General features: G+C 72.3%; 24 protein-coding genes. 8 read left to right on the plus strand and 16 right to left on the minus strand.

Annotation, left to right across the window (positions count from 1 at the left end):
* Positions 1-105: 105 nt before the first annotated feature.
* The 10 genes from ACHBTE_RS28025 to ACHBTE_RS28070 form a co-directional block, all read right to left on the minus strand.
* On the minus strand, positions 106-441 hold the full coding sequence (locus ACHBTE_RS28025; protein ID WP_030959275.1) for an Lsr2 family protein: 336 nt from the start codon (positions 439-441) through the stop codon (positions 106-108).
* 225 nt (positions 442-666) lie between these two features.
* On the minus strand, positions 667-1,230 hold the full coding sequence (locus tag ACHBTE_RS28030) for an amino-acid N-acetyltransferase (RefSeq protein WP_394727010.1): 564 nt from the start codon (positions 1,228-1,230) through the stop codon (positions 667-669).
* 9 nt (positions 1,231-1,239) lie between these two features.
* Positions 1,240-1,794, minus strand: coding sequence for a BlaI/MecI/CopY family transcriptional regulator (locus tag ACHBTE_RS28035; RefSeq protein ID WP_394727102.1), 555 nt, complete (start codon positions 1,792-1,794; stop codon positions 1,240-1,242).
* A 220-nt stretch (positions 1,795-2,014) separates the two neighbouring features.
* Complete coding sequence (locus tag ACHBTE_RS28040; RefSeq protein WP_394727011.1) at positions 2,015-2,194, minus strand: hypothetical protein; 180 nt, start codon at positions 2,192-2,194, stop codon at positions 2,015-2,017.
* 109 nt (positions 2,195-2,303) lie between these two features.
* A complete protein-coding gene (locus tag ACHBTE_RS28045) occupies positions 2,304-3,014 on the minus strand; it encodes a hypothetical protein (RefSeq protein ID WP_394727104.1) in 711 nt (236 codons plus the stop codon).
* 620 nt (positions 3,015-3,634) lie between these two features.
* Complete coding sequence (locus ACHBTE_RS28050; RefSeq protein ID WP_394727012.1) at positions 3,635-4,432, minus strand: type III pantothenate kinase; 798 nt, start codon at positions 4,430-4,432, stop codon at positions 3,635-3,637.
* A 7-nt stretch (positions 4,433-4,439) separates the two neighbouring features.
* Positions 4,440-5,420, minus strand: coding sequence for a carboxylating nicotinate-nucleotide diphosphorylase (gene nadC, locus ACHBTE_RS28055; RefSeq protein ID WP_394727013.1), 981 nt, complete (start codon positions 5,418-5,420; stop codon positions 4,440-4,442).
* A gap of 5 nt (positions 5,421-5,425) precedes the next feature.
* Entirely contained in the window at positions 5,426-7,135 is a 1,710-nt protein-coding gene (locus ACHBTE_RS28060; protein WP_394727014.1) for an L-aspartate oxidase, read from the minus strand.
* Positions 7,132-8,133, minus strand: a complete 1,002-nt coding sequence (gene panC, locus ACHBTE_RS28065; protein ID WP_394727016.1) for a pantoate--beta-alanine ligase — start codon at positions 8,131-8,133, stop codon at positions 7,132-7,134. Before panC ends, ACHBTE_RS28060 begins: the two co-directional genes overlap by 4 nt.
* A complete protein-coding gene (locus ACHBTE_RS28070) occupies positions 8,130-9,071 on the minus strand; it encodes a Rossmann-like and DUF2520 domain-containing protein (protein WP_394727017.1) in 942 nt (313 codons plus the stop codon). Before ACHBTE_RS28070 ends, panC begins: the two co-directional genes overlap by 4 nt.
* Before the next feature lie 228 nt (positions 9,072-9,299).
* Here ACHBTE_RS28070 and ACHBTE_RS28075 point away from each other — a divergent pair, with 228 nt between their 5' ends.
* Positions 9,300-10,478, plus strand: coding sequence for a threonine aldolase family protein (locus ACHBTE_RS28075; RefSeq protein ID WP_394727018.1), 1,179 nt, complete (start codon positions 9,300-9,302; stop codon positions 10,476-10,478).
* Here the strand turns inward: ACHBTE_RS28075 and ACHBTE_RS28080 are convergent.
* Positions 10,468-10,686 carry a hypothetical protein gene (locus tag ACHBTE_RS28080; protein ID WP_394727019.1) on the minus strand — a complete coding sequence of 73 codons (219 nt, stop codon included), beginning with the start codon at positions 10,684-10,686 and terminating at the stop codon, positions 10,468-10,470. The two genes, ACHBTE_RS28075 and ACHBTE_RS28080, sit on opposite strands and share 11 nt — an antisense overlap.
* A 166-nt stretch (positions 10,687-10,852) precedes the next feature.
* Between ACHBTE_RS28080 and ACHBTE_RS28085 the strand changes: the two genes are divergently transcribed.
* The gene (locus tag ACHBTE_RS28085; RefSeq protein ID WP_394727020.1) at positions 10,853-11,956 is read left to right on the plus strand and encodes a DUF5937 family protein; all 1,104 of its coding nucleotides are present in this window, start codon (positions 10,853-10,855) and stop codon (positions 11,954-11,956) included.
* 49 nt (positions 11,957-12,005) lie between these two features.
* On the opposite strand, the gene ACHBTE_RS28090 is transcribed toward ACHBTE_RS28085, so the two are convergent.
* Both ACHBTE_RS28090 and ACHBTE_RS28095 read right to left on the minus strand, forming a co-directional pair.
* The gene (locus tag ACHBTE_RS28090; protein WP_394727021.1) at positions 12,006-12,677 is read right to left on the minus strand and encodes a response regulator; all 672 of its coding nucleotides are present in this window, start codon (positions 12,675-12,677) and stop codon (positions 12,006-12,008) included.
* 74 nt (positions 12,678-12,751) lie between these two features.
* The gene (locus tag ACHBTE_RS28095; protein WP_394727022.1) at positions 12,752-13,966 is read right to left on the minus strand and encodes a histidine kinase; all 1,215 of its coding nucleotides are present in this window, start codon (positions 13,964-13,966) and stop codon (positions 12,752-12,754) included.
* A gap of 118 nt (positions 13,967-14,084) precedes the next feature.
* On the opposite strand from ACHBTE_RS28095, the gene ACHBTE_RS28100 reads away from it, so the two are divergent.
* Positions 14,085-15,125, plus strand: coding sequence for an SAM-dependent methyltransferase (locus tag ACHBTE_RS28100; protein WP_394727023.1), 1,041 nt, complete (start codon positions 14,085-14,087; stop codon positions 15,123-15,125).
* A 45-nt stretch (positions 15,126-15,170) separates the two neighbouring features.
* Here ACHBTE_RS28100 and ACHBTE_RS28105 read toward each other — a convergent pair whose 3' ends face one another.
* Positions 15,171-16,322 carry an NADH-quinone oxidoreductase subunit D gene (locus ACHBTE_RS28105; RefSeq protein ID WP_394727024.1) on the minus strand — a complete coding sequence of 384 codons (1,152 nt, stop codon included), beginning with the start codon at positions 16,320-16,322 and terminating at the stop codon, positions 15,171-15,173.
* A gap of 31 nt (positions 16,323-16,353) precedes the next feature.
* On the opposite strand from ACHBTE_RS28105, the gene ACHBTE_RS28110 reads away from it, so the two are divergent.
* Together ACHBTE_RS28110 and ACHBTE_RS28115 are read left to right on the plus strand one after the other, a co-directional pair.
* The gene (locus ACHBTE_RS28110) at positions 16,354-16,926 is read left to right on the plus strand and encodes a PH domain-containing protein (protein ID WP_394727025.1); all 573 of its coding nucleotides are present in this window, start codon (positions 16,354-16,356) and stop codon (positions 16,924-16,926) included.
* Positions 16,923-18,290: a PH domain-containing protein gene (locus tag ACHBTE_RS28115; protein WP_394727027.1), complete on the plus strand. Its 1,368-nt coding sequence runs from the start codon at positions 16,923-16,925 to the stop codon at positions 18,288-18,290. Before ACHBTE_RS28110 ends, ACHBTE_RS28115 begins: the two co-directional genes overlap by 4 nt.
* Before the next feature lie 98 nt (positions 18,291-18,388).
* On the opposite strand, the gene ACHBTE_RS28120 is transcribed toward ACHBTE_RS28115, so the two are convergent.
* Together ACHBTE_RS28120 and ACHBTE_RS28125 are read right to left on the minus strand one after the other, a co-directional pair.
* Positions 18,389-20,083: a hypothetical protein gene (locus tag ACHBTE_RS28120; RefSeq protein WP_394727029.1), complete on the minus strand. Its 1,695-nt coding sequence runs from the start codon at positions 20,081-20,083 to the stop codon at positions 18,389-18,391.
* Between the two features lie 155 nt (positions 20,084-20,238).
* On the minus strand, positions 20,239-21,357 hold the full coding sequence (locus tag ACHBTE_RS28125) for an alpha/beta hydrolase (RefSeq protein WP_394727031.1): 1,119 nt from the start codon (positions 21,355-21,357) through the stop codon (positions 20,239-20,241).
* A gap of 253 nt (positions 21,358-21,610) precedes the next feature.
* On the opposite strand from ACHBTE_RS28125, the gene ACHBTE_RS28130 reads away from it, so the two are divergent.
* The 3 genes from ACHBTE_RS28130 (at position 21,611) to ACHBTE_RS28140 (ending at position 24,974) form a co-directional block, all read left to right on the plus strand.
* A complete protein-coding gene (locus ACHBTE_RS28130) occupies positions 21,611-23,443 on the plus strand; it encodes a phosphatidylglycerol lysyltransferase domain-containing protein (RefSeq protein WP_394727106.1) in 1,833 nt (610 codons plus the stop codon).
* A gap of 104 nt (positions 23,444-23,547) precedes the next feature.
* Entirely contained in the window at positions 23,548-24,474 is a 927-nt protein-coding gene (gene folP, locus ACHBTE_RS28135; protein ID WP_394727034.1) for a dihydropteroate synthase, read from the plus strand.
* Positions 24,471-24,974, plus strand: a complete 504-nt coding sequence (locus tag ACHBTE_RS28140; RefSeq protein ID WP_394727036.1) for a nuclear transport factor 2 family protein — start codon at positions 24,471-24,473, stop codon at positions 24,972-24,974. The genes folP and ACHBTE_RS28140 overlap by 4 nt, the downstream gene beginning before the upstream one ends.
* The last annotated feature ends 211 nt before the right edge of the window (positions 24,975-25,185 follow it).

Here is a 25,185-nt window from a genome sequence, read left to right on the forward strand (position 1 = left end):
GTCTTGGGTGTCAGGCATTCACCCTGATCAGGGCTTTGCCCTGAGGCCGGGCTTTGGCCGTGGATCCGGCTTTGGCCCCGACTCAGGCGTTGGCCTTGGCCTTGATCAGGCGTTGGCCTTCTCGTATGCCTCACGAATGGACGCCGGAACGCGACCGCGGTCGTTGACCTCGTATCCGTTCTCCTTGGCCCACGCACGGATCTGCGCGGTGTCCTGGCTGCCACCGGAAGCGGCGCGCGCCTTTCCGCGGCCACCCGAAGCGCGGCCTCCGGTACGACGACCGCCCTTCACGTAAGGGTCGAGAAGGCCACGGAGCTTGTCCGCATTGGCAGTCGTGAGATCGATCTCGTACGTCTTGCCGTCCAGCGCGAACGTCACGGTCTCGTCCGCCTCGCCGCCGTCGAGGTCGTCGACAAGAAGGACCTGAACCTTCTGTGCCACCGGATTTCCTTTCATCGATAACTTGAGGGCCGGGGGTCTGCGGCGTCCGCCGTTTCGCCGTCCCCTGTTATATGCAGTACTGCAGTACGTCGGAAAGCAAACCGCTTTTGCTGGAAAAACACAAACCCTCGGGAGAGACCCACACGCCGGACCCGGTCCGGAAACATGCGCGTTTCGGACATAGGGCACCCGGGCAGGGCCGTCCTGCGGAATAGGGGCTGACGATCACAGATGCAGAAGCATCCGGCTGTTGCCCAAGGTGTTCGGTTTCACTCGTTCGAGACCGAGGAACTCCGCGACGCCCTCGTCATAGGAACGCAGCAGCTCCGCGTAGACATCGGTGTCAACGGGTGTCTCGCCGATCTCGACGAAGCCGTGCTTGCTGAAGAAGTCGACTTCGAAGGTCAGACAGAAAACGCGGCGTACGCCGAGCCAGCGTGCGGTGTGCAGCAACTTCTCCAGCAACTGATGACCGACGCCGACGCCCTTCAGACCGGGCTTCACGGCGAGAGTGCGGACTTCCGCCAGATCTTCCCACATCACGTGCAGGGCGCCGCAGCCGACGACCTCGCCGTTGTCGTCGCGTTCCGCGACCCAGAACTCCTGGATGTCCTCGTAAAGCGTCACCGTGGCTTTGTCGAGCAGGATGCGTCGCTGGACGTACGCGTCAAGGAGACCGCGCACCGCGTCGACATCGCTGGTGCGGGCCCGTCGGACGGTGATGGCTTTCGAGGTGACTTCTGGGCTCTCCACCGAGGGGGACTCGGCGGAGTGGCTCTCTGCTGACATGAGCGGACGCTATCGCCCACCGGGCTCCTGGGCGGAGCCGGGGTTCTGGGGGCGGGTATCGGGGCGGGTATCCGGGGGCGTATCGGCGACGCCGGTATCCGCGCCCTCGGTATCTGCGGCTTCGGTATCCGTGCCGTCGGTATCGGGGCCGTCGGTATCGGGGCCGTCGGTATCGGGGCCGTCGGTATCGCGGCCTGTTACACGGCCGGTATCGGGCGGTTCTGCGGGTTCGGGGGTTTCCGGGCCCTGGACGATGCGTACGGCGTCGCTCAGCGCCTGGCGTTGTTCCTCGCTCATCATGCCGAAGAACGCGACGAGTGCGGCGGCGGGGTTGTCGCTCTGTGACCAGGCGTCATTCATCAGCGCGGCTGCGTAGGCGGCCCTGGTGGAGACCGCCTCATATCGATAGGCGCGGCCCTCCGCTTCGCGGCGTACCCAGCCCTTCTGATGGAGATTGTCCAAAACAGTCATCACGGTGGTGTAGGCGATGGACCGTTCCTGCTGAAGATCTTCCAGGACTTCCCGAACGGTCACCGGGCGGTTCCACTTCCACACCCGCGTCATGACCGCGTCTTCGAGTTCTCCCAATGGGCGAGGCACAGTTCAGCACAATAGTGGGAGATAGCGGGGTTGGCGTGGCGGACGTGCACTTTCTCGGGCGAACGGGACAAAAGGGGCGTTCGGCTGAGAGAGCGCCGGCTGCCGGGGGCGCGGGCGACGGGGGCGCGGGCGGGAGGGAGCGCCAGGGGCGTCGGCCCGGGCGTCGGTGAGGTGAGCGGTGGGCTCAGGCGTCCGGGGTCGCGGGGGCCTGGCGAGGGCTCTCCACGCGCGCGAGGGCGGCGTCCACGGCCGCGTCCTCCTTGGCCTTGTTGGCCCCGCCCTGGGTCTTCACGATCACCCTGATCACGCCGACGAAGAACACGGCCATGACGGCCGGCGGGAGGAGCGCGGAGACGTAGTCCATGCGTCCAGGGTAGCCAGGGGGCGGTGGCGCCGGGCCTTCGGGGGCGGGGCGGCGGGCACCCGGCCGGTGGGGGCGGCCGGGTGCGCGGTGCCTGGTTCTGCCGTTGCCGTCAGCCTGCCGCGAGCTGTTGGGGCGGGTTCGCGGGGGGCGGGGTCGGCTTGCGGCGGGGGAAGACCTCGCCGGGGGTGGGGATGGGGCGGGCGGGCTTCGGGGCGGCCGGGGTGGGCTCGGGGCCGGGGGCGGGCTTGGGCGTGGCCGGCCGCTCCGCGGGCTTCTTGCGGGGCGGCTTCGCGGGTTCCTCGCCGGCGTCCTGGGCGGGGAGCACGACCGGGGTGCCGGGCGAGCCGGCGGAGAGGCCCCCAGGGAGGGCGTGGAGGTGGGTACGGGAGGCCGGGACGGTCGGTGTGGCGCGAGGGGCCGGGCGGGCTGTGCCGCGCGCCTGGCGGGCGCGTACGGCGTGTCCGGCGTGTTCGGCGTGTTCGGCGAGGGTCCGGCAGCGGCTGAGGAGGGCGGCGGCGGTGGGATTGCCGCGCAGGGCCCGCAGGGCGGCCAGATCGTCGGAGTTCGGGGTGTACCCGGCGGTCAGGGCCTCTTCGAGGAGCGTGAGGTAGCCGGCCGCGGTGCCGGGGAGGGCGGCGCGGTAGCGGGCGAGGTCGGCCACCAGGAAAGCGCGCAGCCGGGCGCCCTCGCGCATTGCCTCGTCGAGGGACTCGGCGAGACGGCGACAGTCCTGGACGTCCTCGGCCGTGGCGGGGCTGGGGTGAAGGGCAAGAGCGAGAGCGCGGCGGAGCACACGCAGCTCCTCCGCGCCGAACGCCATGCCGCCGCGGGATCCGTGTGGCGTGGGCATGCGCCGACGATACGCGCTAATCAGACAAACGCGGCATAGGGAGGGGGCGTGGCGCGGGGAGCCACTCGGGTGGGGGGTGGGGTGGGGGTTCGCGTCGATTCCTGCGGCGGCCCGTGGCTCTTCGGTGGGGGTGCGCGTAGCGCCTGCGGGCGCATTGTGGGTCGGGGCCGCGCCGGGGGGTGTCCGTCCTCGGACCGGCGGTCGGGCGGCGACGAGAGGTGCCGCTCCTTGACGCCGGCCACTGCGGGCGGACACCCCCCGGCACGCCCCCTTCCCGCCATCGGCGGCTGACCCGAGTACGTGGGGAACTGCAACGCCCTAGGGACGCGGGGAACTGCGCAACCAGCCACAACGCGCCCGCAGCGAACCGACGGCCGCAACACCCCCACGGACGCAGGGAACTGCAACGCCCTAGGGGCGCGGGGAACTGCGCGACCAGCCACAACGCGCCCGCAGCGAACCGACGGCCGCAACACCCCCACGGACGCAGGGAACTGCAACGCCCTAGGGGCGCGGGGAACTGCGCGACCGGCCACGACGGGCCCGCACCGGACCTACGACCGTGACGTGGGCCCCCTCAGCCGACGGAGTCACATGCGGGAGACGTTGCGTTCGTACACCAGGCGGAGGCCGATCAGCGTCAGCCACGGTTCGTGTTCGTCGATGACCGAGGATTCGCCGAGGACCATGGGCGCCAGCCCACCCGTGGCGATGACGGTGACGTCCTCGGGGTCCTCCGCGAGTTCTCGGGCCATGCGGTTGACCACGCCGTCGACCTGGCCCGCGAAGCCGTAGATGATGCCGGACTGCATGGCCTCGACCGTGTTCTTGCCGATGACGCTGCGGGGGCGGGCCACCTCGATCTTGCGGAGCTGGGCGCCGCGCACTCCGAGGGCCTCGACGGAGATCTCGATGCCGGGGGCGATGACGCCGCCGACGTACTCGCCTCGCGCGCTCACCGCGTCGAACGTCGTCGCCGTACCGAAGTCGACGACGATCGCCGGGCCGCCGTAGAGGTCCACGGCCGCCACCGCGTTGATGATGCGGTCGGCGCCCACCTCCTTGGGGTTGTCCGTGAGGATCGGGACGCCCGTCTTCACGCCCGGTTCGACGAGGACCGCGGGGACGTCGCCGTAGTAGCGGCGGGTGACTTCGCGCAGTTCATGCAGGACGGAGGGGACCGTCGCGCAGATGGCGATTCCGTCGATGCCGTCGCCCAGTTCGTCGCCGAGCAGCGGGTGCATGCCCATCAGGCCCTGGAGGAGGACCGCGAGTTCGTCGGCGGTGCGGCGGGCGTCCGTCGAGATGCGCCAGTGCTCGACGATGTCCTCGCCGTCGAACAAGCCGAGGACGGTGTGCGTGTTTCCTACGTCGATCGTGAGGAGCATGCCCGTCCTACTCCGCCGCTCGCAGGTCCAGGCCGATGTCCAGGATCGGCGAGGAGTGGGTGAGGGCCCCGACGGCCAGGTAGTCGACGCCCGTGTCGGCGTACGCCCTGGCGTTGTCCAGGGTCAGGCGGCCCGATGCCTCGAGCGCGGCCCGGCCGTGGACGATGGCCACCGCCTCCTCGCACTCGCCCGGCGTGAAGTTGTCCAGGAGGATCAGGTCCGCGCCCGCGTCCACCACTTCGCGCAGCTGGTGGAGCGTGTCCACCTCGACCTCGATCGGGAGGTCCGGGAAGGTCTCGCGGACCGCCTTGAAAGCCTGCGCCACGCCGCCGGCCGCGACCACGTGGTTGTCCTTGACCAGGGCCGCGTCCGAGAGCGACATGCGGTGGTTCACGCCGCCTCCGCAGCGGACCGCGTACTTCTCCAGGGCGCGCAGGCCCGGGGTCGTCTTGCGGGTGTCGCGGACCTTGGCCGTGGTGCCGTCCAGTACGTCCGCCCACGCGCGCGTGGCCGTCGCGATGCCCGACAGGCGGCACAGGATGTTCAGCGCGCTGCGTTCGGCGGTGAGCAGGTCACGGGTGCGGGTGGTGATCGAGAGGAGCTTCTGGCCCGCCGGGACGCGGTCGCCGTCCTCCACGTGGCGCTCGACCTCGAACTCGTCCTCGCAGACGATCGAGACGACCGCTTCGGCGATCCTGAGGCCCGCGACCACGCCCGCCTCGCGCGCGACGAAGTCGGCGGTGGCGACGGCGTCTTCGGGGATGGTCGCGACCGTCGTCACGTCCTCCCCGTGGGCCAGGTCCTCCTGGATGGCCACATTGGCGATGTCCTCGACCTCGACGGGGTCGAGGCCCGCGTCGGCGAGGAGCTGGGCGAGCGCGGGGTCCAGACCGCACTCCAGGTACGCCTCGCCGTCGGTGTCCGCACCGCAGGCGCAGCCGTCGCCGCAGCCTCCGGTCGAGGCGAGGGGAAGGTCGGGGGTGGTCACTTCTGTCACTGCTCCTGGGGCCGGGTCGGGGGGAAGTCGGCGGTGTCGGTGGTGTGCACGGCCAGTGTGCGGTCGGGGTTCAGGCGTACGACGATGTGGCGGCGCCAGGTCGTGTCGTCGCGGTCGGGGCGATCTTCGCGCCAGTGGCAGCCGCGCGTCTCGTGGCGGATCTCCGCGGCGGCCACCAGGACGCGGGCCACGCACAGGAGGTTGGTGGTCTCCCAGGTGTCGACGCCGGGCTCGGCGGTCTTGCCGTTCTCGGCGAGGGCGTCGCGGGCGTCGGTGTGCAGCCGCTGGAGCTGTTCGGCGGCCTTGGCGAGGGAGTCGGCGGAGCGCAGCACGCCGGCGCCGTCCGTCATGACCCGCTGGATCGCGAACCGTGCCTCGGGCGCGAGCAGCGGGTGCTCAGGTGTCTCGGGGTAGGGCACCGGGTGCGGCACGCGCGCGTGGAGGCCGTTCGCCGTCCGGGACGCCGCGATGTCCGCGACGATGCGCTCGGCGTAGACCAGGCCCTCGAGGAGCGAGTTGGAGGCGAGACGGTTGGCGCCGTGCACGCCCGTGCAGGCCACTTCGCCGCATGCGTACAGGCCGGGGACGGTCGTCCGGCCCCGGGCGTCGGTGCGTACGCCGCCGGAGGCGTAGTGGGCGGCGGGGGCGATCGGGATGGGGGCGGTGACCGGGTCGATGCCGTTCGCGCGGCAGGCCGCGAGGATGGTCGGGAAGCGGTGCTCCCACATGTCGGCGCCGAAGTGCCGCGCGTCGAGGAACATGTGCTCGGCGTCCTGCTCCTGCATGCGCCGCATGATGCCCTTGGCGACGATGTCCCGGGGCGCGAGCTCGGCAAGTTCGTGCTGTCCCACCATGAAGCGCACGCCGTCGGCGTCGACCAGATGGGCGCCCTCGCCGCGGACCGCCTCGGAGACCAGGGGCTGCTGGCCCTCGGCGTCCGGGCCGAGGAAGAGGACGGTCGGGTGGAACTGGACGAACTCCAGGTCGCTCACCTCGGCGCCCGCGCGCAGGGCGAGGGCCACGCCGTCGCCCGTGGAGACGGACGGGTTCGTCGTCGCCGAGAAGACCTGGCCCATGCCGCCGGTCGCGAGGACGACCGCGGGGGCGTGGACGGCGCCCACGCCGTCGTGCTGCCCCTCACCCATGACGTGCAGGGTGACGCCCGCGGTACGGCCCTCGGCGTCGGTCAGCAGGTCCAGGACGAGGGCGTTCTCGACCGTGCGCACGCCACGCGCGCGTACCGCCTCGACGAGGGCGCGGGAGATCTCCGCGCCGGTCGCGTCGCCGCCCGCGTGGGCGATACGGCGACGGTGGTGGCCGCCCTCGCGGGTGAGTTCCAGGCCGCCTTCCTCGGACTCGTCGAAGTGGGCGCCGGTCTCGATGAGCCGGCGTACGGCGTCGGGGCCCTCGGTGACGAGGATGCGGACCGCTTCCTCGTCGCACAGGCCCGCGCCCGCCACGAGCGTGTCGTCCAGGTGCTGTTCGGGGGTGTCGCCCTCACCGAGGGCCGCGGCGATGCCGCCCTGGGCCCAGCGGGTGGAGCCGTCGTCGAGGCGGGCCTTGGTGACCACGACGGTCGTCAGGCCGGCCGCCTCGCAGCGCAGGGCGGCGGTGAGGCCGGCGACGCCGGAGCCGACGACGACGACGTCCGCGTCGATGGACCACCCGGGGGCGGGCGCGTGCAGTCGTATGCCTGTGCTGGTCACGAGGCGGCTCCGAAGGTGAGGGTGACGTTGTCGATCAGCCGGGTCGTCCCGACCCGGGCGGCGACGGCGAGGACGGCCTCGCCGGTGAACTCGTCCGCGAGCTCGGTGATCTCCGTGAAGTCCGAGGGGTCGACGAGGGCGAGGTAGTCCAGTTCGAGCGGCGGGTCGAGGCGTGCGGCCTCGTCGAGGACGAGGCGGGCGGCTGCCCGGACGGCCGCCGCGGCGCCGGGGACGGCCTTGGCGACGGCGTGGGTGTCGGCCGCCGCGCGGGACTCCCCTATGGCGCTGAGCGCCTCGGCACGCGCGCGTGTGGCGGGCACTTCGCGGGCCCGTGCGCGCAGCGCTTCCTGCGCCGCGTGCCGGTCCCGGCCGGCGAACAGGGCCTGGGACAGCGCGAGCGCGGTGCGCCGCTCCTTGGGCGAGAGGTAGCGGTTGCGGCTGGAGAGCGCGAGGCCGTCCTCCTCGCGCACGGTGGGGACGCCGACGATCTCTACGCCGAAGTTCAGGTCGCGCACCATCCGCCGGATCAGGGCGAGTTGCTGGGCGTCCTTCTGGCCGTACAGGGCGACGTCGGGGCGGGTGAGGTGGAGCAGCTTGGCGACGACGGTGAGCATGCCGTCGAAGTGGCCGGGGCGGGAGGCGCCCTCCAGGCGTTCGCCCATGGGCCCGGCGCTGATGCGGACCTGGGGCTCGCCGCCCGGGTAGACCTCGTCCACGGCCGGGGCGAACACGACGTCCGCGCCCGCCTGTTCGGCGATCTTGAGGTCGGCCTCCAGGGTGCGCGGGTAGCGGTCGAGGTCCTCGCCCTTGCCGAACTGGAGCGGGTTCACGAAGACGGTGACGACGACCTCGCCGTCCGGTCCGGCGATCCCGCGGGCGGTGCGGACGAGGGTGGCGTGGCCCTCGTGCAGGGCGCCCATGGTCATCACGACGACGCGGGGGCCGTGGCGCACGCGCGCGTGGAGCTCGTCGGCGGTGCGCAACAGGGTGGTGGTCATCGGGCGTCTCCCTCGGCGCCGTCGGTCCCGGCGGTTCCCCCGTCGGCGAGTACCCCGAGGAGGTCCTCGGCGAGTTCCGGCTTGAGCAGTCCATGGGCGAGCGCACGGTCGGCGGTCGCACGGGCCATCGCCAGATAGCCGGCGACGGTCTGCGGGGCGTGCCGGCGCAGCTCAGTGACGTGCGCCGCGACGGTGCCGGCGTCGCCGCGCGCGACGGGGCCGGTGAGCGCGGCGTCACCGGAGCGCAGGGCGTTGTCCAGGGCGGCGCCGAGCAGCGGGCCCAGCATGCGGTCGGGGGCCGTCACGCCCGCCTCGCGCAGCAGCTCCATGGACTGGGCGACCAGCGTCACCAGGTGGTTGGCGCCCAGCGCGAGGGCAGCGTGGTAGAGCGGGCGCATCTGCTCGGCGATCCACTCGGGTTCACCGCCCATCTCGATGACGAGGGCCTCGGCGGCCAGCCGCAGCTCCTCGGGCGCGGTGACCCCGAAGGAACAGCCGGCCAGCCGCTGGACGTCCACCGGGGTGCCGGTGAACGTCATCGCCGGGTGCAGGGCCAAGGGCAGCGCGCCCGCGCGCAGGGCGGGGTCCAGGACCTTCGCGCCGTACCGCCCGGAGGTGTGCACCAGCAGCTGCCCCGGCCGTACGGCACCGGTCTCGGCGAGGCCCTCGACCAGGCCGGGCAGCGCGTCGTCGGGGACGGTCAGGAGCACCAGCTCGGAGCGCCGGAGGACTTCGGCGGGCGGCACGACCGGCACGTCGGGGAGCAGCTGTGCGGCCCGGCGGCGGGAGGCGTCGGAGACCCCGGAGACGGCCACCGGGCGGTGCCCGGCGAGCTGGAGCGACGCGGCGAGCGCGGGGCCGACGCGACCGGCGCCGACCACGCCGACGGCGAGCCGCGCGGGGCGGTCCTTGGGATCTGGCTGTTGGCTTGTACTCACGCGACGGAGGCCTTCCCGTTCCAGTCCGCTCTGGGTACCGGACGATTTCTCGTCATGTTAACGCGATCGGTTCCACGGGGGTTCGGTTGTCCACAGGCTGTGGGTTATCGCACGCCGCCCGGGAAAGCGATACGCGCGACCGGAAAACGCACCCGGGAACGGACCGGAAAAGCGCGTGCCCGCAAAAGCGCGTGCCCGCGCGCGTGGGCGCACGGCATGATCCCGGGCATGAGCGATACGGCGGATCAGGGCGGGGAGCGGTCGGCGCGCGAGCGGCTCGGCGAGCGGCGGGCGGTCGCCCAGCGGGAGGCCCGGCGCATCCTGTCACGCCCGGGTGCCAGGGGCACGCTCCGCGAACGGCTCGCGCTCCTCCAGGAGACGGCACCGCAGGTGTACGACCTGGACGAACCCGCCGACCTGTACGGGAACGGCGTCGTCGAAGCCCTGGAAGCCAAGGTCGCCGGGCTGCTCGGCATGGATGCCGCCGCGTTCTTCCCGACCGGCACGATGGCCCAGCAGGTCGCCCTGCGCTGCTGGGCGGGCCGCACCGGCAGCCCCACCGTGGCCGTGCATCCGCTGGCCCATCCCGAGATGTACGAACGGCACGCGTTCAGCCAGGTCAGCGGATTGCGCCCGGTGCACCCGACCAGCGAGCCCCGGCTGCCGACCGCCGACGAGGTACGCGACCTCGACGAGCCCTTCGGGGCGCTGATGCTGGAACTGCCCCTGCGGGACGCCGGCTTCGTCCTGCCCACGTGGGAGGAGCTCACGGCGGTCGTGGAGGCGGCACGGGAGCGCGACGCGGTGGTGCACTTCGACGGCGCGCGCCTGTGGGAGTCCACCGTCGCGCTCGGCCGCCCCCTGGACGAGATCGCGGGCCTCGCGGACAGCGTGTACGTCTCGTTCTACAAGTCCCTCGACGGCTTCGGCGGCGCCGCGCTCGCCGGACCGAGGACGCTGGTGGAGGAGGCCAGGGCCTGGCGCCACCGGTACGGCGGCACGGTCTTCCAGCAGTTCCCGACCGTCCTGTCGGCCCTCGCCGGGCTGGAGCGCGAGCTGCCCCGGTTGCCGGAGTACGTGGCCCACGCGCGCGTGGTCGCCGCCGCACTGCGTGAGGGGTTCGCCGAGGCGGGGGTGGCGTGGGCGCGGGTGCACCCCGGGGTACCGCACACCCACGAGTTCCAGGTCTGGCTGCCGTACGACGCGCCGACGCTGTCCGAGGCGGCGGTGCGCCAGGCGGAGGAGACGGGGACCCTGCTCTTCGCCTCCGGCTGGGACGCGCGAGGGCCGGGCCTGGCCTGCACCGAGGTCTCCGTGCGCGCCGCCGGCCTCGAGTGGACCGACGGCGACGTCAAGGAGGCTCTCGCCGAGTTCGTGGCCCGGCTCATCGGCACGGTCAGCGCGTAGCACCCGGCCGCGGGTGCGGCAGCCACCGGCTCAGGGCGCGCCGTATCCGCCCCTGGGCGGGCCGCCCGGCGACGACTGCCCGGAACCGCCGGTCGGCGCGCCATTCCCGCACGACCTGCCGGTCGTGGGCGCCCGGCGCCGGCGGGGCGATCTCACCGAGCCGCAGGGCACGGTAGGTGTCGAGGAGATGCTGCTGCGTGATGCTCATGACGTACACGGCCTTTACGGGACGTAGGGAGATGTGACGTGGGATCGGGCTCCGCGGCTGCCCCGGTGCTCCCAGGCTGCGTCGGGTGGGCGGCCCGCGTCGCGTCGATTGACGGCTGCCGTCAATCGACGGCCGCGTTGTCAGTGGCGGGGTGCACCATGAGGGCATGAGCGTGAGCATCGACATCGCGGGGCTGCGGCCGGAGAGGCTCGCCGTCGTGCCCTCGCCCCTGGCCGAGCTCGGCATGGCGCTGCACGCCATGTCGGAGCCTGGGCACCACCCGGGCCTCCAGGGCTGGGTGACGGGCGTGACGGCCCGGCTGGACCCGCATCTGGCCGACCGGATGTGCGAGGCCGACTTCCTGTGGCGGACGACGTTCTCGGACCTGTTCCTGCCGTACGCGGGCATCCCGGGCGGAGTGCTGCCCGGCGCGACGCTCGCCGAGGAACTGGACCTGCTGGACAAGCTCACGGACGAACAGTTCGTGAACGCGGCGCTCGAGTTCACCTGCGCACTGCCGTACGCCACGCAGGCGCCCGACGTGCTGGCCGACGAGGAGCTGCGCCGACGTGCGCTCGAGCTGGCCGCCGCGCGCGGACCGCAGCAACTGCGCTTCAGCCAGCGTCTGCTGGAGGACCCGCCGCGCATCCGGGCCTGGCTGCGGCAGTTCCTGGAGGACTGCGACGAGACGTTCTTCGCGGACGCCTGGTCCCGGCTGAGCCATCAACTCGCGGCTGATGCCCGCCACAAAACCGACCTGCTGCGACACAAGGGGCTGAGCGAGGCGCTGACCGCGGTGTCCCCGGCGGTGAGCGTCGACGAGAGCGCGGGCCGGATCACCATCGACAAGCTGCGGCAGGGCCACACCGTCATCAAGAACAGCAGTCTCCTGCTGGTGCCGACGAGCCTGGGCTGGCCGCATCTGATGGTGCTGCACCGGCACGGCTGGCAGCCGGTGGTGCACTATCCGGCCGGCTCGCCCGGGATCGCCGCGCCGCCTCCGGTCGACCAACTGACGCTGCGGATGACCGCGTTGTCCCACCCGGTGCGGATGCAGCTCTGCCGCAACCTCGCCCGCAGCACGTACACCACGAGCGAGCTCGTCCAGATCCACGGCATGACCGCGCCCGAGATATCCCGGCACCTGGGCGTCCTGAAGAAGGCGGGCCTGATCACCACCCGCCGCCGGGGGCGGTACGTCCTGCACCAGCTGGACGTCGCCGCGGTGGCACGCCTGGGCAGCGACTTCCTGGAGGCCCTGCTGCGGTGACGGACCGCCTCGGCATCACCAGACCGTCAGCGTCACCCTGCATGCGCCCTCAGCCGTGCCCGCCCGCCCGCACCAGACCCGTCTCGTAGGCCAGGACCACGACCTGTACCCGGTCGCGGAGCCCGAGCTTGGTCAGGATGCGGCCGACATGGGTCTTCACCGTGGCCTCGGACAGCACCAGCCGGGCCGCGATCTCGCCGTTGGACAGGCCCTGCGCGACCAGCACCATGACCTCGCGCTCGCGGTCGGTGAGCCGTTCCAGCTCCTTGTGCTGGGGCTCCTTGCCGCCGGAGGGCAGCATCGGCGCGAACCGGTCCAGCAGACGCCGGGTCGTCGAGGGGGCCACCACGGCGTCCCCGCTGTGCACCGAGCGGATGGCGGCGAGGAGTTCGCCGGGCGGCACGTCCTTGAGCATGAAGCCGGAGGCGCCCGCCTTCAGCCCGGAGAAGGCGTACTCGTCGAGGTCGAAGGTGGTCAGGATCAGCACCTTGGGCGGCTCGGGCTCCGAGCAGATCCGGCGGGTGGTCTCCACGCCGTCCAGCTTCGGCATGCGCACATCCATCAGCACCACGTCGACGGGGGTCGAGCGCAGCACCTGGAGGGCCTCGACGCCGTCGCCCGCCTCCGCGACGACCTCCATGTCCGGCTGGGCGGCAAGCACCATCCGGAACCCGGTGCGCAGCAGCACCTGGTCGTCGACGAGCATCACGCGGATCGTCATCGAGGTCCTCTTCCGTGTCTTCCGTGTCCGTGTACAGGAGCGTTACAGGTGTCAACCGTGAGCATGGTCCGGCGTCAGGTCGCCGGCTTGAGCGGCAGCAGGGCACTGATGCGGAATCCTCCGCCCGGGCGCGGGCCCGCGTCCAGAGTGCCGCCGACCATGCCGACCCGCTCGCGCATGCCGATCAGGCCGTGCCCGCTGCCGTCGGCGCCGCCGTCCTCGTACAACTCGTGCGGGGCGCCCTTGCCGTCGTCCTCGACGAGCAGGCCGAGGCCGTCGTCGAAGTAGACCAGGCGCACGCTCGCGCCCGCGTTGGGGCCGCCGTGCTTGCGGGTGTTGGTGAGCGCCTCCTGCACGATGCGGTAGGCGGTCAGCTCGACGCCGCTGGGCAGCGGGCGCGGGGTGCCCTCGATCTTGAAGTCGACGGGCAGGCCGGAGCCGCGGCACTGCTCGACCAGGTCCTCGATCTGCTCGACATCGGGCTGCGGGACGTACTCGCCGCTCTCCTGGTGCTCGCCGGTGCGCAGCACCCCAAGCAGGCGGCGCATCTCGGCGAGGGCCTGGCGGCCGGTGGAGGAGATCGTCTCCAGGGCCTGCTTGGCCTGGTCGGGCGCGGCGTCGAGGACATAGGCGGCGCCGTCGGCCTGTACCACCATGACCGAGACGTTGTGGGCGACGACGTCGTGCAGCTCACGCGCGATCCGGGCGCGTTCGGCGGCGACCGCGACCTTGGCCTGCGCCTCGCGCTCCTTCTCGAGCCGGGTCGCGCGCTCCTCGAGCTGCTCGTAGTAGGCGCGCCGGGTGCGGATCGAGTCGCCGAGCACCCAGGCGAGCGCGAACGGCACCGTCATGAAGACCATCAGGGCCACGGTGCCCAGGGCGCTCGCGTCCTGCTCCGGCCAGCGCAGCTGCGCCAGCGGCGCCGCGCACAGTCCCATGGCCAGCGCGAGCCGGGAGGCCCAGCGGGCGCCGGTCGCGGCGACGGTGTAGGTGATCACCAGGAAGGCGAAGTTGGCGGGCGTCGTCGCCACGTCCAGCACCAGCTGAGCCACGCCCAGGCCGATGGCCAGCAGCAGCATCTTCTCCGGCATGCGCCGACGCAGCGCGATCACCAGGCACAGCAGCAGGACGACCGGGAAGACGACCGCCGTGGTCTCCGTGCCCGGGGGCTCCTGCCCGCTCCCCTCCTGGACGGCCGTGCCCAGCGCCGAGATCCCGAACAGGAGGACGGCCCAGAAGCCGTCGACCCATGTCGGGTGCCTGCGGATGAAGTCATAGAGGCGCTGCACGTAACCCAGCGTAGGGAAGCGAGATGCGTGCAGGGGTCAACCGGAGGGCCGATCCCCGTCACACACACGTACTCCCCAAGGTGGAGGTCGCGTTCCCCTGTGCGCTTAGCCTGGCCCGGTGACAGCGGAATCGGCAGGTGAGTGGCGCGGGTGGCGTGCGGCGGCGCAGGCCGCCCTCTACGGGCCGGACGGCTTCTACCACCGCCCGGAGGGACCGGCCGGCCACTTCCGTACGTCCGTGCTCGCCTCGCCGCTCTTCGCGGACGCCGTGGCCCGGCTGCTGTGCCGGGTCGACGAGACGCTGGGCCGGCCCGAGACGCTCGACTTCGTGGACATGGCCGCGGGGCGGGGCGAGCTGATCACCCGCGTCCTGACCGTGCTGCCCGCCGAGGTGGCGGCACGCACGCGTGCGTACGCCGTCGAGGTCGCCGGCCGCCCGGAAGCCCTGGATCACCGGATCGAGTGGCTGCCCGAGCCGCCGGAGCGGATCACGGGCCTGTTGTTCGCCAACGAGTGGCTGGACAACGTCCCCCTGGAGGTCGTCGAGGTGGACCCCGCGGGGGTACCGCGCCTGGTCCTCGTACGACGGGACGGCGCCGAGCGCCTGGGAGAGCCGGTCGGCGGGGCGGAGGCGCGCTGGCTGGCGCGGTGGTGGCCGTTGGGGGAGGCGCAGGGGGCGCGGGCCGAGATCGGGCTGCCCAGGGACGAGGCGTGGGCCCGCGCGGTCGCGGCACTGGAGCGGGGGCTCGCGATCGCCGCGGACTACGCGCACACCGCGCGGACACGGCCGCCCTTCGGGACGCTCACCGGCTTTCGGGAGGGGCGCGAGACGGCGCCCGTGCCGGACGGGTCGTGCGACATCACCGCGCATGTCGCGCTGGACGCGTGCGCGACGGCGTGCGCCCTGCCGGGCACGCTGTTGCTGACGCAGCGCGCCGCGTTGCGCGCCCTGGGCATCACCGGCGCCCGTCCCCCGCTCGCACTGGCCTCCACGCGCCCGGCCGAGTACGTGCGCGCCCTCGCGAGTGCGGGCGAGGCCGCCGAGCTGACGGCGAAGGGCGGGCTGGGCGACTTCGGTTGGCTGGTCCAGCCGGTTGGAATTCCCAACCCGCTCGACGGGAACCCGCTCGACGGGAACCCGCTCGACGAGCCGGGCTGACCGGCCGAGGTCCCGCTCCCGGAACCCTCGGCTCGTCGGCGCCCCCTACTTGTCGATGTCTCCCACCACGAAGAACATCGACCCCAGGATCGCCACCATGTCCGCGACCAGCGTCCCCGGCAGCAGCTCGACCAGTGCCTGGATGTTGTTGTACGAGGCGGACCGCAGCTTCAGCCGGTACGGGGTCTTCTCGCCCTTGCTGACCAGGTAGTAGCCGTTGATGCCGAGCGGATTCTCGGTCCAGGCGTAGGTGTGGCCCTCGGGAGCCTTGAGGACCTTGGGGAGCCGCTGGTTGATCGGCCCGGGCGGCAGATCGGCGAGCCGGTCGAGGCAGGCGTCGGCGAGGTCCAGGGAGTTGTGCGTCTGCTCCAGAAGGCACTCGAACCGGGCGAGGCAGTCGCCCTCCTCACGGGTCACCACCTTCAGGACGTCGCCCAGCTCGCCGTACCCGAGATACGGCTCGTCGCGGCGCAGATCGAAGTCCACGCCCGAGGCCCGGGCGATCGGCCCGCTCACGCCGTAGGCGTGCACGGCCTGAGGGGTGAGGGTTCCCACGCCGCGGGTGCGCCCCCGGAAGATCTCGTTGCCGAGGACCAGGTCGTCGAACCGGTCCATACGGGAGCGCACATCGGCGACGGCGGTACGCGCGCGTGCCGTCCACCCGGCCGGCAGGTCCTCCTTCAGGCCGCCGACCCGGTTGAACATGTAGTGCATACGCCCACCGGAGACCTCCTCCATGACGTGCTGGAGTTCCTCGCGCTCGGAGAAGGCGTAGAAGATCGGAGTGATCCCGCCGAGCTCCAGCGGGTACGAGCCCAGGAACATCAGGTGGTTCAGCACCCGGTTGAGCTCCGCGAGCAGCGTCCTGGTCCACACCGCCCGCTCGGGCACCTCCATGCCGAGCATGCGCTCCACGCCGAGGACGACGCCGAGCTCGTTGGAGAACGCAGACAGCCAGTCGTGGCGGTTGGCCAGCATGATGATCTGGCGGTAGTCGCGGGCCTCGAACAGCTTCTCGGCGCCACGGTGCATGTAGCCGATCACGGGCTCCGCGCGCGTGATGCGCTCGCCGTCCAGAACCAGCTTCAGGCGCAGCACGCCGTGCGTGGACGGGTGCTGGGGGCCGATGTTGAGCACCATGTCGGTGCTCTCCGCGGCGCCGCCGATACCGACCATGGTCTCCGTCGTAGGAGTCATGGACACAGTCTCCCCTACGTACGCTGGCCCCATGGAGACGGGGAGCCCGGAGAACACGGGGACTGCGGGAGACGAGCGGGCGGCGCGCGGGGCGGCCGAGCGCCCGGACCGGCCCGGCGTGGCCGAGCCAGGGCCCGAGCCCGAGCCCGACTGGACCGGGCTGCCGCCGGGCCTGCTCCGTATGCGCAGGTTGTTGCTGGTGGTGTGGCTGGGGCTGCTGACGATCGGCCTGGGGCTGCTGCTCGGGCTGCTCGCCGGGCCCGCCTGGGCGGCGTTCGCGGCGCTGCCGCCGGCGCTGATCGTGTGGGGCTGGGTGATGCTCGGCCGCAACTGGCGTTCCTGGCGCTACGCCGAGCGCGCCGACGACCTGCTGATCAGCCGGGGCGTGCTGTGGCGCGCGGAGACGGTCGTGCCGTACGGCCGGATGCAGCTGGTCGAGGTCACCTCGGGCCCTGTCGAGCGGCACTTCGGGCTGGCCAGCGTCCAGCTGCACACGGCCGCCGCCGCGACCGACGCCACGATCCCCGGCCTCGACCCGGCCGAGGCGGAACGACTGCGCGACCGGCTCACCGAGCTCGGCGAGGCCCGATCGGCGGGACTGTGACGGCGCCCGGCGTCGACGACGCCATCGGCGAGCAGCGCGCCGTGAGCGAGCGGCGGCTGCACCCCGTGACGCCGCTGAGGCGGGCGTGGGCGCCCGTCGCCGTGCTCATCGGGTGGGCGGCGCACGATCCGGACCAGGCGCAGCGCCAGCTGACCAGGCTGACGACCACCACGCTGCTGATCGCGCTCGCCGTGATCGTCCCCCTGGCCGCCCTGTACGGCTTCCTCACCTGGTGGTTCACCCACTTCGCGGTGACCGACAGCGAACTGCGCATCCGTACCGGTCTGCTGTTCAGGCGCACTGCGCACATCCGGCTGGAACGCATCCAGGCCGTCGACGTCACCCAGCCGCTGCTCGCGCGCATGGCCGGCGTCGCGAAGCTCAAACTCGACGTCATAGGCGCCGACAAGAAGGACGAACTCGCCTTCCTGGGCGCCGAGGAAGCGCGCTCGCTGCGCGCGGAACTCCTCGCGCGTGCCGCCGGTTTCGCGCCCGAGACGGCGCACGAGGTGGGCGAGGCGCCCGCGCAGCAACTGCTCCGCGTGCCACCGGGCGTGCTGGCCGTCTCGCTCGTCCTGACCGGCGCCACCTGGGGGACGCTGGCCGCCGCGGTGACCGTCCCGACGATTCTCTGGCTGGTCACGGAGAGCGTGTGGACGGTTCTCGCGACGGCGGTGCCGCTGTTCGGCGCCGCGGGGGCGAACAGCGTGGGGCGGTTCGTCACCGAGTACGACTGGACGGTGGGCGAGTCCCAGGACGGGCTGCGCCTCGACCACGGTCTGCTCGACCGCGCGCACGAGACGGTGCCGCCGGGCCGCGTGCAGACCGTACGGATCGTCGAGCCGCTGCTGTGGCGGCGGCGCGGCTGGGTCCGGGTGGAGCTGGACGTGGCCGGATCGTCCAACTCGGTGCTGCTGCCGGTCGCCCCGCGCGAGGTCGCCGAATCGGTCGTCGCGCGCGTGCTGCCCGGCGTGACCGTGCCACCGCCCGCGTCCCTGTCCCGCCCTCCCCGGCGGGCGGGCCGCTGCGTGCCGCTGTGGTGGCGTGGACACGGCCTGGCCGTCACGGACGCGGTGTTCGCCGCCCGGAGCGGACTCCTGCGGCGCAGCCTGGCGCTCGTACCGCATGCGAAGGTGCAGAGCGTACGGCTGGATCAGGGGCCCTGGGAGCGGCGGTGCGGCGTTGCCGACGTCCACGTGGACACGGGGGCCGACAAGACGGTCACCGCGCGTCTGAGGGCCGCTGGAGAGGCGGCGGAGCTGCTGCGGACGCAGGCGGAGAGATCGCGCACGGGCCGCAGGGACGCCCGGCCGGACCGGTGGATGGCGGGACGCGACGAGGCCGCCGCGCAGCACGGCGGCTGAGCCGAGCCCGAGGTGGCCGGCCCGGCCACCGGCCGCAAGGCGTCAGTCAAGCGGCAACCACTCAGGAGTGCGGCAAGGGTTCAGGAATGCGGCACGCGTCAGGAAACCGCGCTCCGCAGCCCCTGCACGTCGATCTGTTCCGTCTCGTCGTGTGCCGTCAGGTCGATGACCTGCCCGATGCCCCGGGACTCCTCGTCCGCCGGCTTGAACTCGGCCTCGGACTCGGCCTTGTGCAGGGCGAGGGCCTCCTGGCCGACGACGTCGGCGAGGTCCTCGTTCTGGACGGACTCGATCGCGGACGCCTCCGGGCCCGTCTTCGTACCGAAGAAGTCGAAGCCGCCCTCGACCGACGGACGCCGGGCGGGCGTCGCCGGTACGACGGCCACGGCGGTCGGCGCGATGAAGTGCCCTGTGCGCGGCTGGGACGCAGGCAGGGCCGGCTCGGTCTTGGCGAGCGCGCCCGCCGTGGTGGTGGCGGTCGCGCGCTCATGCCCGTCGACCGCCTCGGGCTTCCCCCGCGCCTCGTCCTCCAGCGCGGGTTCGCTTCCGGCTCCGCCGGTCGCGCCCGCCTCCATGACACCGGCCTCGGCGGCCACCGACCCGCCGGCCACGCCGGTGGACGACTCGACGACCTCGGACGCACCGACGGTCGACCTGCCGGCCGTCACGCCGGTGGCGCTGTACCCCTCCGCTCCGTCCATGGCCGGCTCGCCCTTGGAGGGGCCGTCACCCTTCGGGGACAGGTTCGTCGGCGGCTCGTCCGCCGGGGGCTCGCTCTGCGCGGACTCGCTCTGCGCAGGGACGTTCGGGGAGGTGGCGTTCGCAGCGGAGTCGTTCTCGCGAGAGCCGTACTCGGGGGAGCCGACTTCACGAGAGCTGTCTTCGCGAGAGACGTCTTCGGAAGAGGCGTACTCAGAAGAGACGTTCCCAGCAGCGTCGCCGCCGGCAGAGACGTTCTTGCCCGAGTCGCCCTTCAGGGTCTCGGCGTCCTCCGCCGGCCCCTCCCCGGCCTCGGCCGAGCCGCCCGCGCCCAGGGCCTCCGTGGAGGCGTCCCGCTCGGACTCCCCGGCCTCTTCCTCCCCGTCGAACCGCGCCAACGCCGCCTGGGCCCGCAGGAACAGGCGGGACCCCTCCGGCGAGAACACCGCCGTAGCGCTCTCGGCGGGCTCCTCCTGGGCGTCCTCGGCCCGCGCGGCCTCCGGGTTCGCCCGGCCGGCCTGCGCACCCTCGCTCCGCGCGTCGTCCGCCTTCGTCCCCTCGGCCTCGACGGAAGCAGCCACAGCCTCCGCGTCCGCCGCGGCGGCGACCGGCACCGGCGGCAGCGCACGCGCGGGCGTGGCCGCCTCTATCTCCAGAACCCGGCGTTCCTCCAGGACCGTGGCCCGGTCCGCCTCCGCCGTGGCGTACCGCCGCAGCAGCGCCGCGTGTTCGTTGCGCAGCCCCGCGAGCTCCGCCCGCTTGGCCCGCAGCCGCTGCTCCAGCTTCACCCGCAGCTCGCGCGACTCCTCGAGATCGGTCTCCAGCTCGGCGACCCGCTCCTCGTGGCGCCACTCGTCGCTCGCACGCGCGCGCGTGAGGTCGGCGACCTGTTTGCCCGCCTGTGCGTCCCAGCGGCGCATGACGACCGCGCCGACGACCGCCGTCGCCGCGGCGGCTGCGGCGAGGCCGCGCAACACCATGGGTTCGGTGAACACCCAGGGCGCAAGGGCGCAGACGACGGAGACGCCTGCGATCGCCGACGGGGGCAGCAGCCTGTGCAAGGGCGGGGAATGACGGTGACGTCCACGTGGCATGGCCAGAAACTTACCGCGCGTAGGCGAATCTTGGTGCCCCGCCCCGTAAAAACACAGCCATCCCGAGTCGTTCGCGCGGCATCAGGAATCAGATCCGTACCGAATACACCAACAACCAAGATCACAAGCCCCGGTCGGTCATGCGATCGGCCAAGTCACCTGCCGCTCAACCGGTCGCTCATCCACTCCAGCGTTCCGGGAATCTCCCGCCGCCAGGTGTTGAAGTTGTGCCCGCCGCTTTCGAGGATGATCGACGAGATCCGCGTCCGCTTGGTGGCCTTGACACGGTCAATGAGCTTCAAGGTGTCGCGGTAGTTGGATTCTCCAACCTTGCTGCTGCTGACAAGCAGTGAAGTGTCCGGAGCCGGCATGTGCTTGAGGTACCACCACAGGTCCGCGCGATTGCGCAGTTCCTCGTCGCCCTGGAAGAGATCACCCGTCGTGGCGTCGATCGGCGCCTTGTAGTAGGCGGAAAGTCCGGCTCCGGCGGCGTACACCTCGGGATGGTGCATGGCGAGCTTCAGCGCGCAGTAACCGCCCGTGGAGTTGCCGATGATGCCCCAGCCGCCGGGATTCCCCGCGATTCTGTAGTGGCCGCTCACGGCCTCGGGCAGGTCCTTGGCGAAGAACGTCTCGGTCTGCGGCCCGCCGGGGATGTCCACGCACTCCGTGTCCCGCGGCGGCGCCACGGTCGGCCGCATCATCACCAGGATCGTCGGCTTCATACGGCCCTCCTCGACGAGCCTCGCGGCCGTGCGCGGATAGTGCAGCTTGTCCATCAGGGCCTGCGCCGTACCGGGATATCCGGTCAGCACCACGGAAGCGGGAAACGTACGCGTGCGGTACTCCGGCTGAAAATACTCGGGCGGGAGATAGACGAACGCGGGTGTGGCGATGTGCGTCGTACGGCCCACGATGTCGACCTTCTGGATCCGGCCGACCGACTGCGGCCCGCCGCTCGCCACCCCGGGCACACGCCGGGTCTCCACCACCCGCAGCGGCCCGCCCTGCGGCGTGTGGTCCACGACGACGCCCTGCTCCTTCTCCTGCCCCAGCAGATCGGCCCAGCTGGCGTAGAACCCGAAAGCCTGGTTGGCGGCGAGGCCGACCGCCGCGAACAGCGCCAACTGCGTGGAGAACAGCAGGCCGACCCGTCCGCTCACGGCCCGCCAGCCGGGCCGCGCCAACCGCGGCCACAGCCACACCGTGCCGACGAACAGCAGTAGGGCGGCCAGCACCGCCGACGCCAGCAGCTTGTCGCTCGTGAGACCCATCGATGGTTACCTGTCCGCGCTTTCCGTCCGGACGCGCGGACACCTGCCCCCCGCACCGCCTCCCCCGCTCTTTCGCAAGGGCTTGCCCCGGACTTTCCATGGCCGTTGAAACGGTTTTGGGGAGCCGAGTGAACCTCTCCCCTCGAGACACCGTCCTAGAGGGCGCAATGTCGCCGGATGCCCGAATCGGCACCGGATCCAAGGTCTCTCGCAGCACTAATGGGATGCGATGTCTGTCAGGACAGATGTGGAAATGTCGGGCGGGGTTCCGCAACGAGCAGGCCGGATACGGCATCTGTCGGGCCGGGTGCGGACTCTGCTCCGGGGCCCGCGCCCCGAGGCCGTTCCGGTTCTCGTCGGCCGGGCCTGCGCCCTGGTCGGCCTGCTGAACATCGCGGCAGGCGTCTTCCCACGCTTCCGGCACAGCCGCATGCACGCCCTCGCCGAGGTGCTGCCCGGCGCGTTCGGCCCGTTCGCGGCGGCACTGTCGCTCAGCGCGGGCGTGCTGTTGCTGCTGCTCGCCCACGGGCTCAAACGCGGCAAGCGACGGGCCTGGCGGGCCGCCGTGGTCCTGCTGCCCGCCGGAGCCATGGCGCAGTTCATGTACCGCCACTCCGTGCTGGGCGTCCTCATCTCCGTCGTACTGCTCGTGGCCCTGCTGCGCCACCGCGACCAGTTCGCGGCGCTGCCCGACCCGCGCAGCAGGTGGCGGGCGCTGGCCAACTTCGTCCTCATGGGCGCGAGTTCCCTCGCCCTCGGGCTGATCATCGTCAGCGCCCACCCGAGCACCCTGCTCGGCGATCCGAGCCTGGCCGACCGCATCAGCCACGTCCTGTACGGCCTGTTCGGCTTCGAGGGCCCGGTCGACTACCGGGGCAACACCTCCTGGACGGTGGCGTTCTCCCTGGGCGCCCTCGGCTGGATCACCGCGGTCACCACGATCTACCTCGCCTTCCGCCCCGAACACCCCGCCGCCCGCCTCACCGAGGACGACGAGGCCCGCCTGCGCGCCCTGCTGGACAGACACGGCGGTCGCGACTCCCTCGGCCACTTCGCGCTGCGCCGCGACAAGGCCGTCGTCTTCTCCCCCAGCGGCAAGGCCGCGGTGACCTACCGGGTCGTCTCCGGCGTGATGCTCGCCAGCGGCGACCCCATCGGAGACGTCGAGGCCTGGCCCGGCGCCATCGAGCGCTTCATGGACGAGGCCAAGGCCCACTCCTGGACGCCCGCCGTCATGGGCTGCTCCGAGACCGGCGCCGAGGTGTGGACCCGCGAGACCGGGCTGGACGCCCTCGAACTGGGCGACGAGGCGGTGGTGGACGTCCCGGATTTCTCGCTCGCCGGCCGCGCGATGCGCAATGTGCGCCAGATGGTCAAGCGCATCGAGCGCGCCGGTTACGAGACCCGGGTACGTCGTGTCCGTGACCTCGGTGAGGGCGAACTGGAGCGCATCCGCCGCGCCGCCGAAGACTGGCGGGGCACCGACACCGAGCGCGGCTTCTCCATGGCGCTCGGCCGGGTCGGCGACCCCGCCGACGGCGACTGCCTCATCGCCACCGCCCACAAGGCCGACGAGGAACCCGGTCCCTACGGCGACCTCAAGGCGATCCTGCACTTCGTGCCGTGGGGCACGGACGGGGTCTCCCTGGACCTGATGCGCCGTGACCGCGCGGCCGACCCCGGCATGAACGAGCTGCTGATCGTGGCCGCCCTCCAGGCCGCCCCGAAGCTCGGCATCGCGCGCGTGTCGCTGAACTTCGCCATGTTCCGCTCGGCCCTGGCACGCGGCGAGAAGATCGGCGCTGGCCCGGTGCTGCGCGCCTGGCGCGGACTGCTGGTGTTCCTCTCCCGCTGGTTCCAGATCGAGTCCCTGTACAAGTTCAACGCCAAGTTCCGGCCACGCTGGGAGCCCCGCTTCGTCGTCTACCGGGCCTCCGCGGACCTGCCCCGCCTCGGCTTCGCCGCGATGCAGGCCGAGGGCTTCGTGAACCTGGCCCTGCCGCTGCCCCGCTTCCTGCGCCGGCGTACGACCGCCCCGCGCCCCTGCCCGCACGCGGTGGCCGAACGCAGCGTCCGCGCCGCCTGACGGCCCCGGGACCGTCCCGAGCGAGAGCCCCGGGCCCCGTGCCCCACGGGCTCCCGCTCGGGCCACGGCACGTCACGCGACTGCCATGGGCCTAGGCTGAACGTATGAGCAAGCAGAGCGGACGCGGGCGCGTCACGGGCCTTCCGCAGTGGGGGCGGTGCGCGGTCATGGGGGTCGTCAACGTGACCCCCGATTCCTTCTCCGACGGGGGCCGCTGGTTCGACACCGCGTCCGCCGTGAAGCACGGTCTGGCCCTGGCCGAGGAGGGCGCCGACCTCGTCGACGTCGGCGGCGAGTCCACCCGCCCCGGCGCCACCCGGGTCGACGAGGACGAGGAACTGCGCCGGGTCGTCCCCGTCGTCCGCGGCCTCGCCTCCGAGGGCGTCACCGTCTCCGTAGACACCATGCGCGCCTCCGTCGCCGAGCAGGCCCTCGCCGCCGGCGCCGCCCTCGTCAACGACGTCAGCGGCGGCCTCGCCGACCCCGCGATGATCCCGGTCGTCGCCGACGCCGGCGCTCCCTTCGTCGTCATGCACTGGCGCGGCTTCCTTGAAGGCGGCAACGTCCGGGGCGTGTACGACGATGTCGTCACCGAGGTCGTCGACGAGCTCCACGCGCGCGTGGAGGCCGTTCTGGCGGGCGGCATCGCCCCCGACCGTGTCGTCGTCGACCCCGGCCTCGGCTTCTCCAAGGACGCCGAACACGATCTCGTGCTCCTCGCCCACCTCGACCGCCTGCTCGCCCTCGGCCGGCCCCTGCTCGTCGCCGCCTCCCGCAAGCGGTTCCTCGGCCGTGTCCTCGCCGGCCCCCAGGCCGCACCGCCGCCCGCCCGTGAGCGCGACGCGGCCACGGCCGCCGTATCGGCGCTCGCGGCGCACGCGGGGGCGTGGGCTGTGCGGGTGCACGAGGTACGCGCCACTGCGGACGCGGTACGGGTCGTGCACGCCGTCGACGAGGCGCGCGGCGGCGGACACGCGCCCGGCTCGCATGCCGAGCGCCCTGGCGGGCACGGCACCGAGGGAGCCCGGTGAGCGCCCCCCACACCGACGTGGAACAAGTGGAAGCCGCCAACACCGCCTTCTACGAGGCGATGGAACGCGGCGACTTCGAAGAGCTGTCCTCGCTCTGGCTCACCCCGTCCGACCTGGGCGTCGACGAGACCTACCACGACCCGGCCGACACCGGCGTGATCTCCTGTGTGCACCCCGGGTGGCCGGTGCTCACCGGACGCGGCGAGGTCCTCAGGTCGTACGCCCTGATCATGGCGAACACCGACTACATCCAGTTCTTCCTCACCGACGTGCATGTCTCCGTGACCGGCGACACCGCCCTGGTGACCTGCACCGAGAACATCCTCAGCGGCGGGCCGGCCCCCGAGGGCGACGACGAGCTCGGCCCGCTCGTCGGCCAGCTCGTGGTCGCCACGAACGTGTTCCGGCGCACACCCGAGGGCTGGAAGATGTGGTCGCACCACGCCTCACCGGTTCTGGCCGAAAACGACGAGGAAGAGGGCGACAGCACCCCCTCCTGAGTGGGTACGCGCCCCGGTGGGCCTGCTCACGGGAGCCACCCGCACGAGGGGACCGCACGGCCCCGCCGGGACCAAGGAGTGGTTGGAATCACGCCTGGCCGGGTAGGGGCGGCTACCAACCCGTGAGCCGCCGGGTTCCCCAGGGGAGGAAACACGCCATGAATCCTCCTGGGCCCGGACCGGACCCACGCCCCCGTGGCCCGGCCCTGTC

Source organism: Streptomyces sp. M41, assembly GCF_043673425.1.
Taxonomy (GTDB): domain Bacteria; phylum Actinomycetota; class Actinomycetes; order Streptomycetales; family Streptomycetaceae; genus Streptomyces.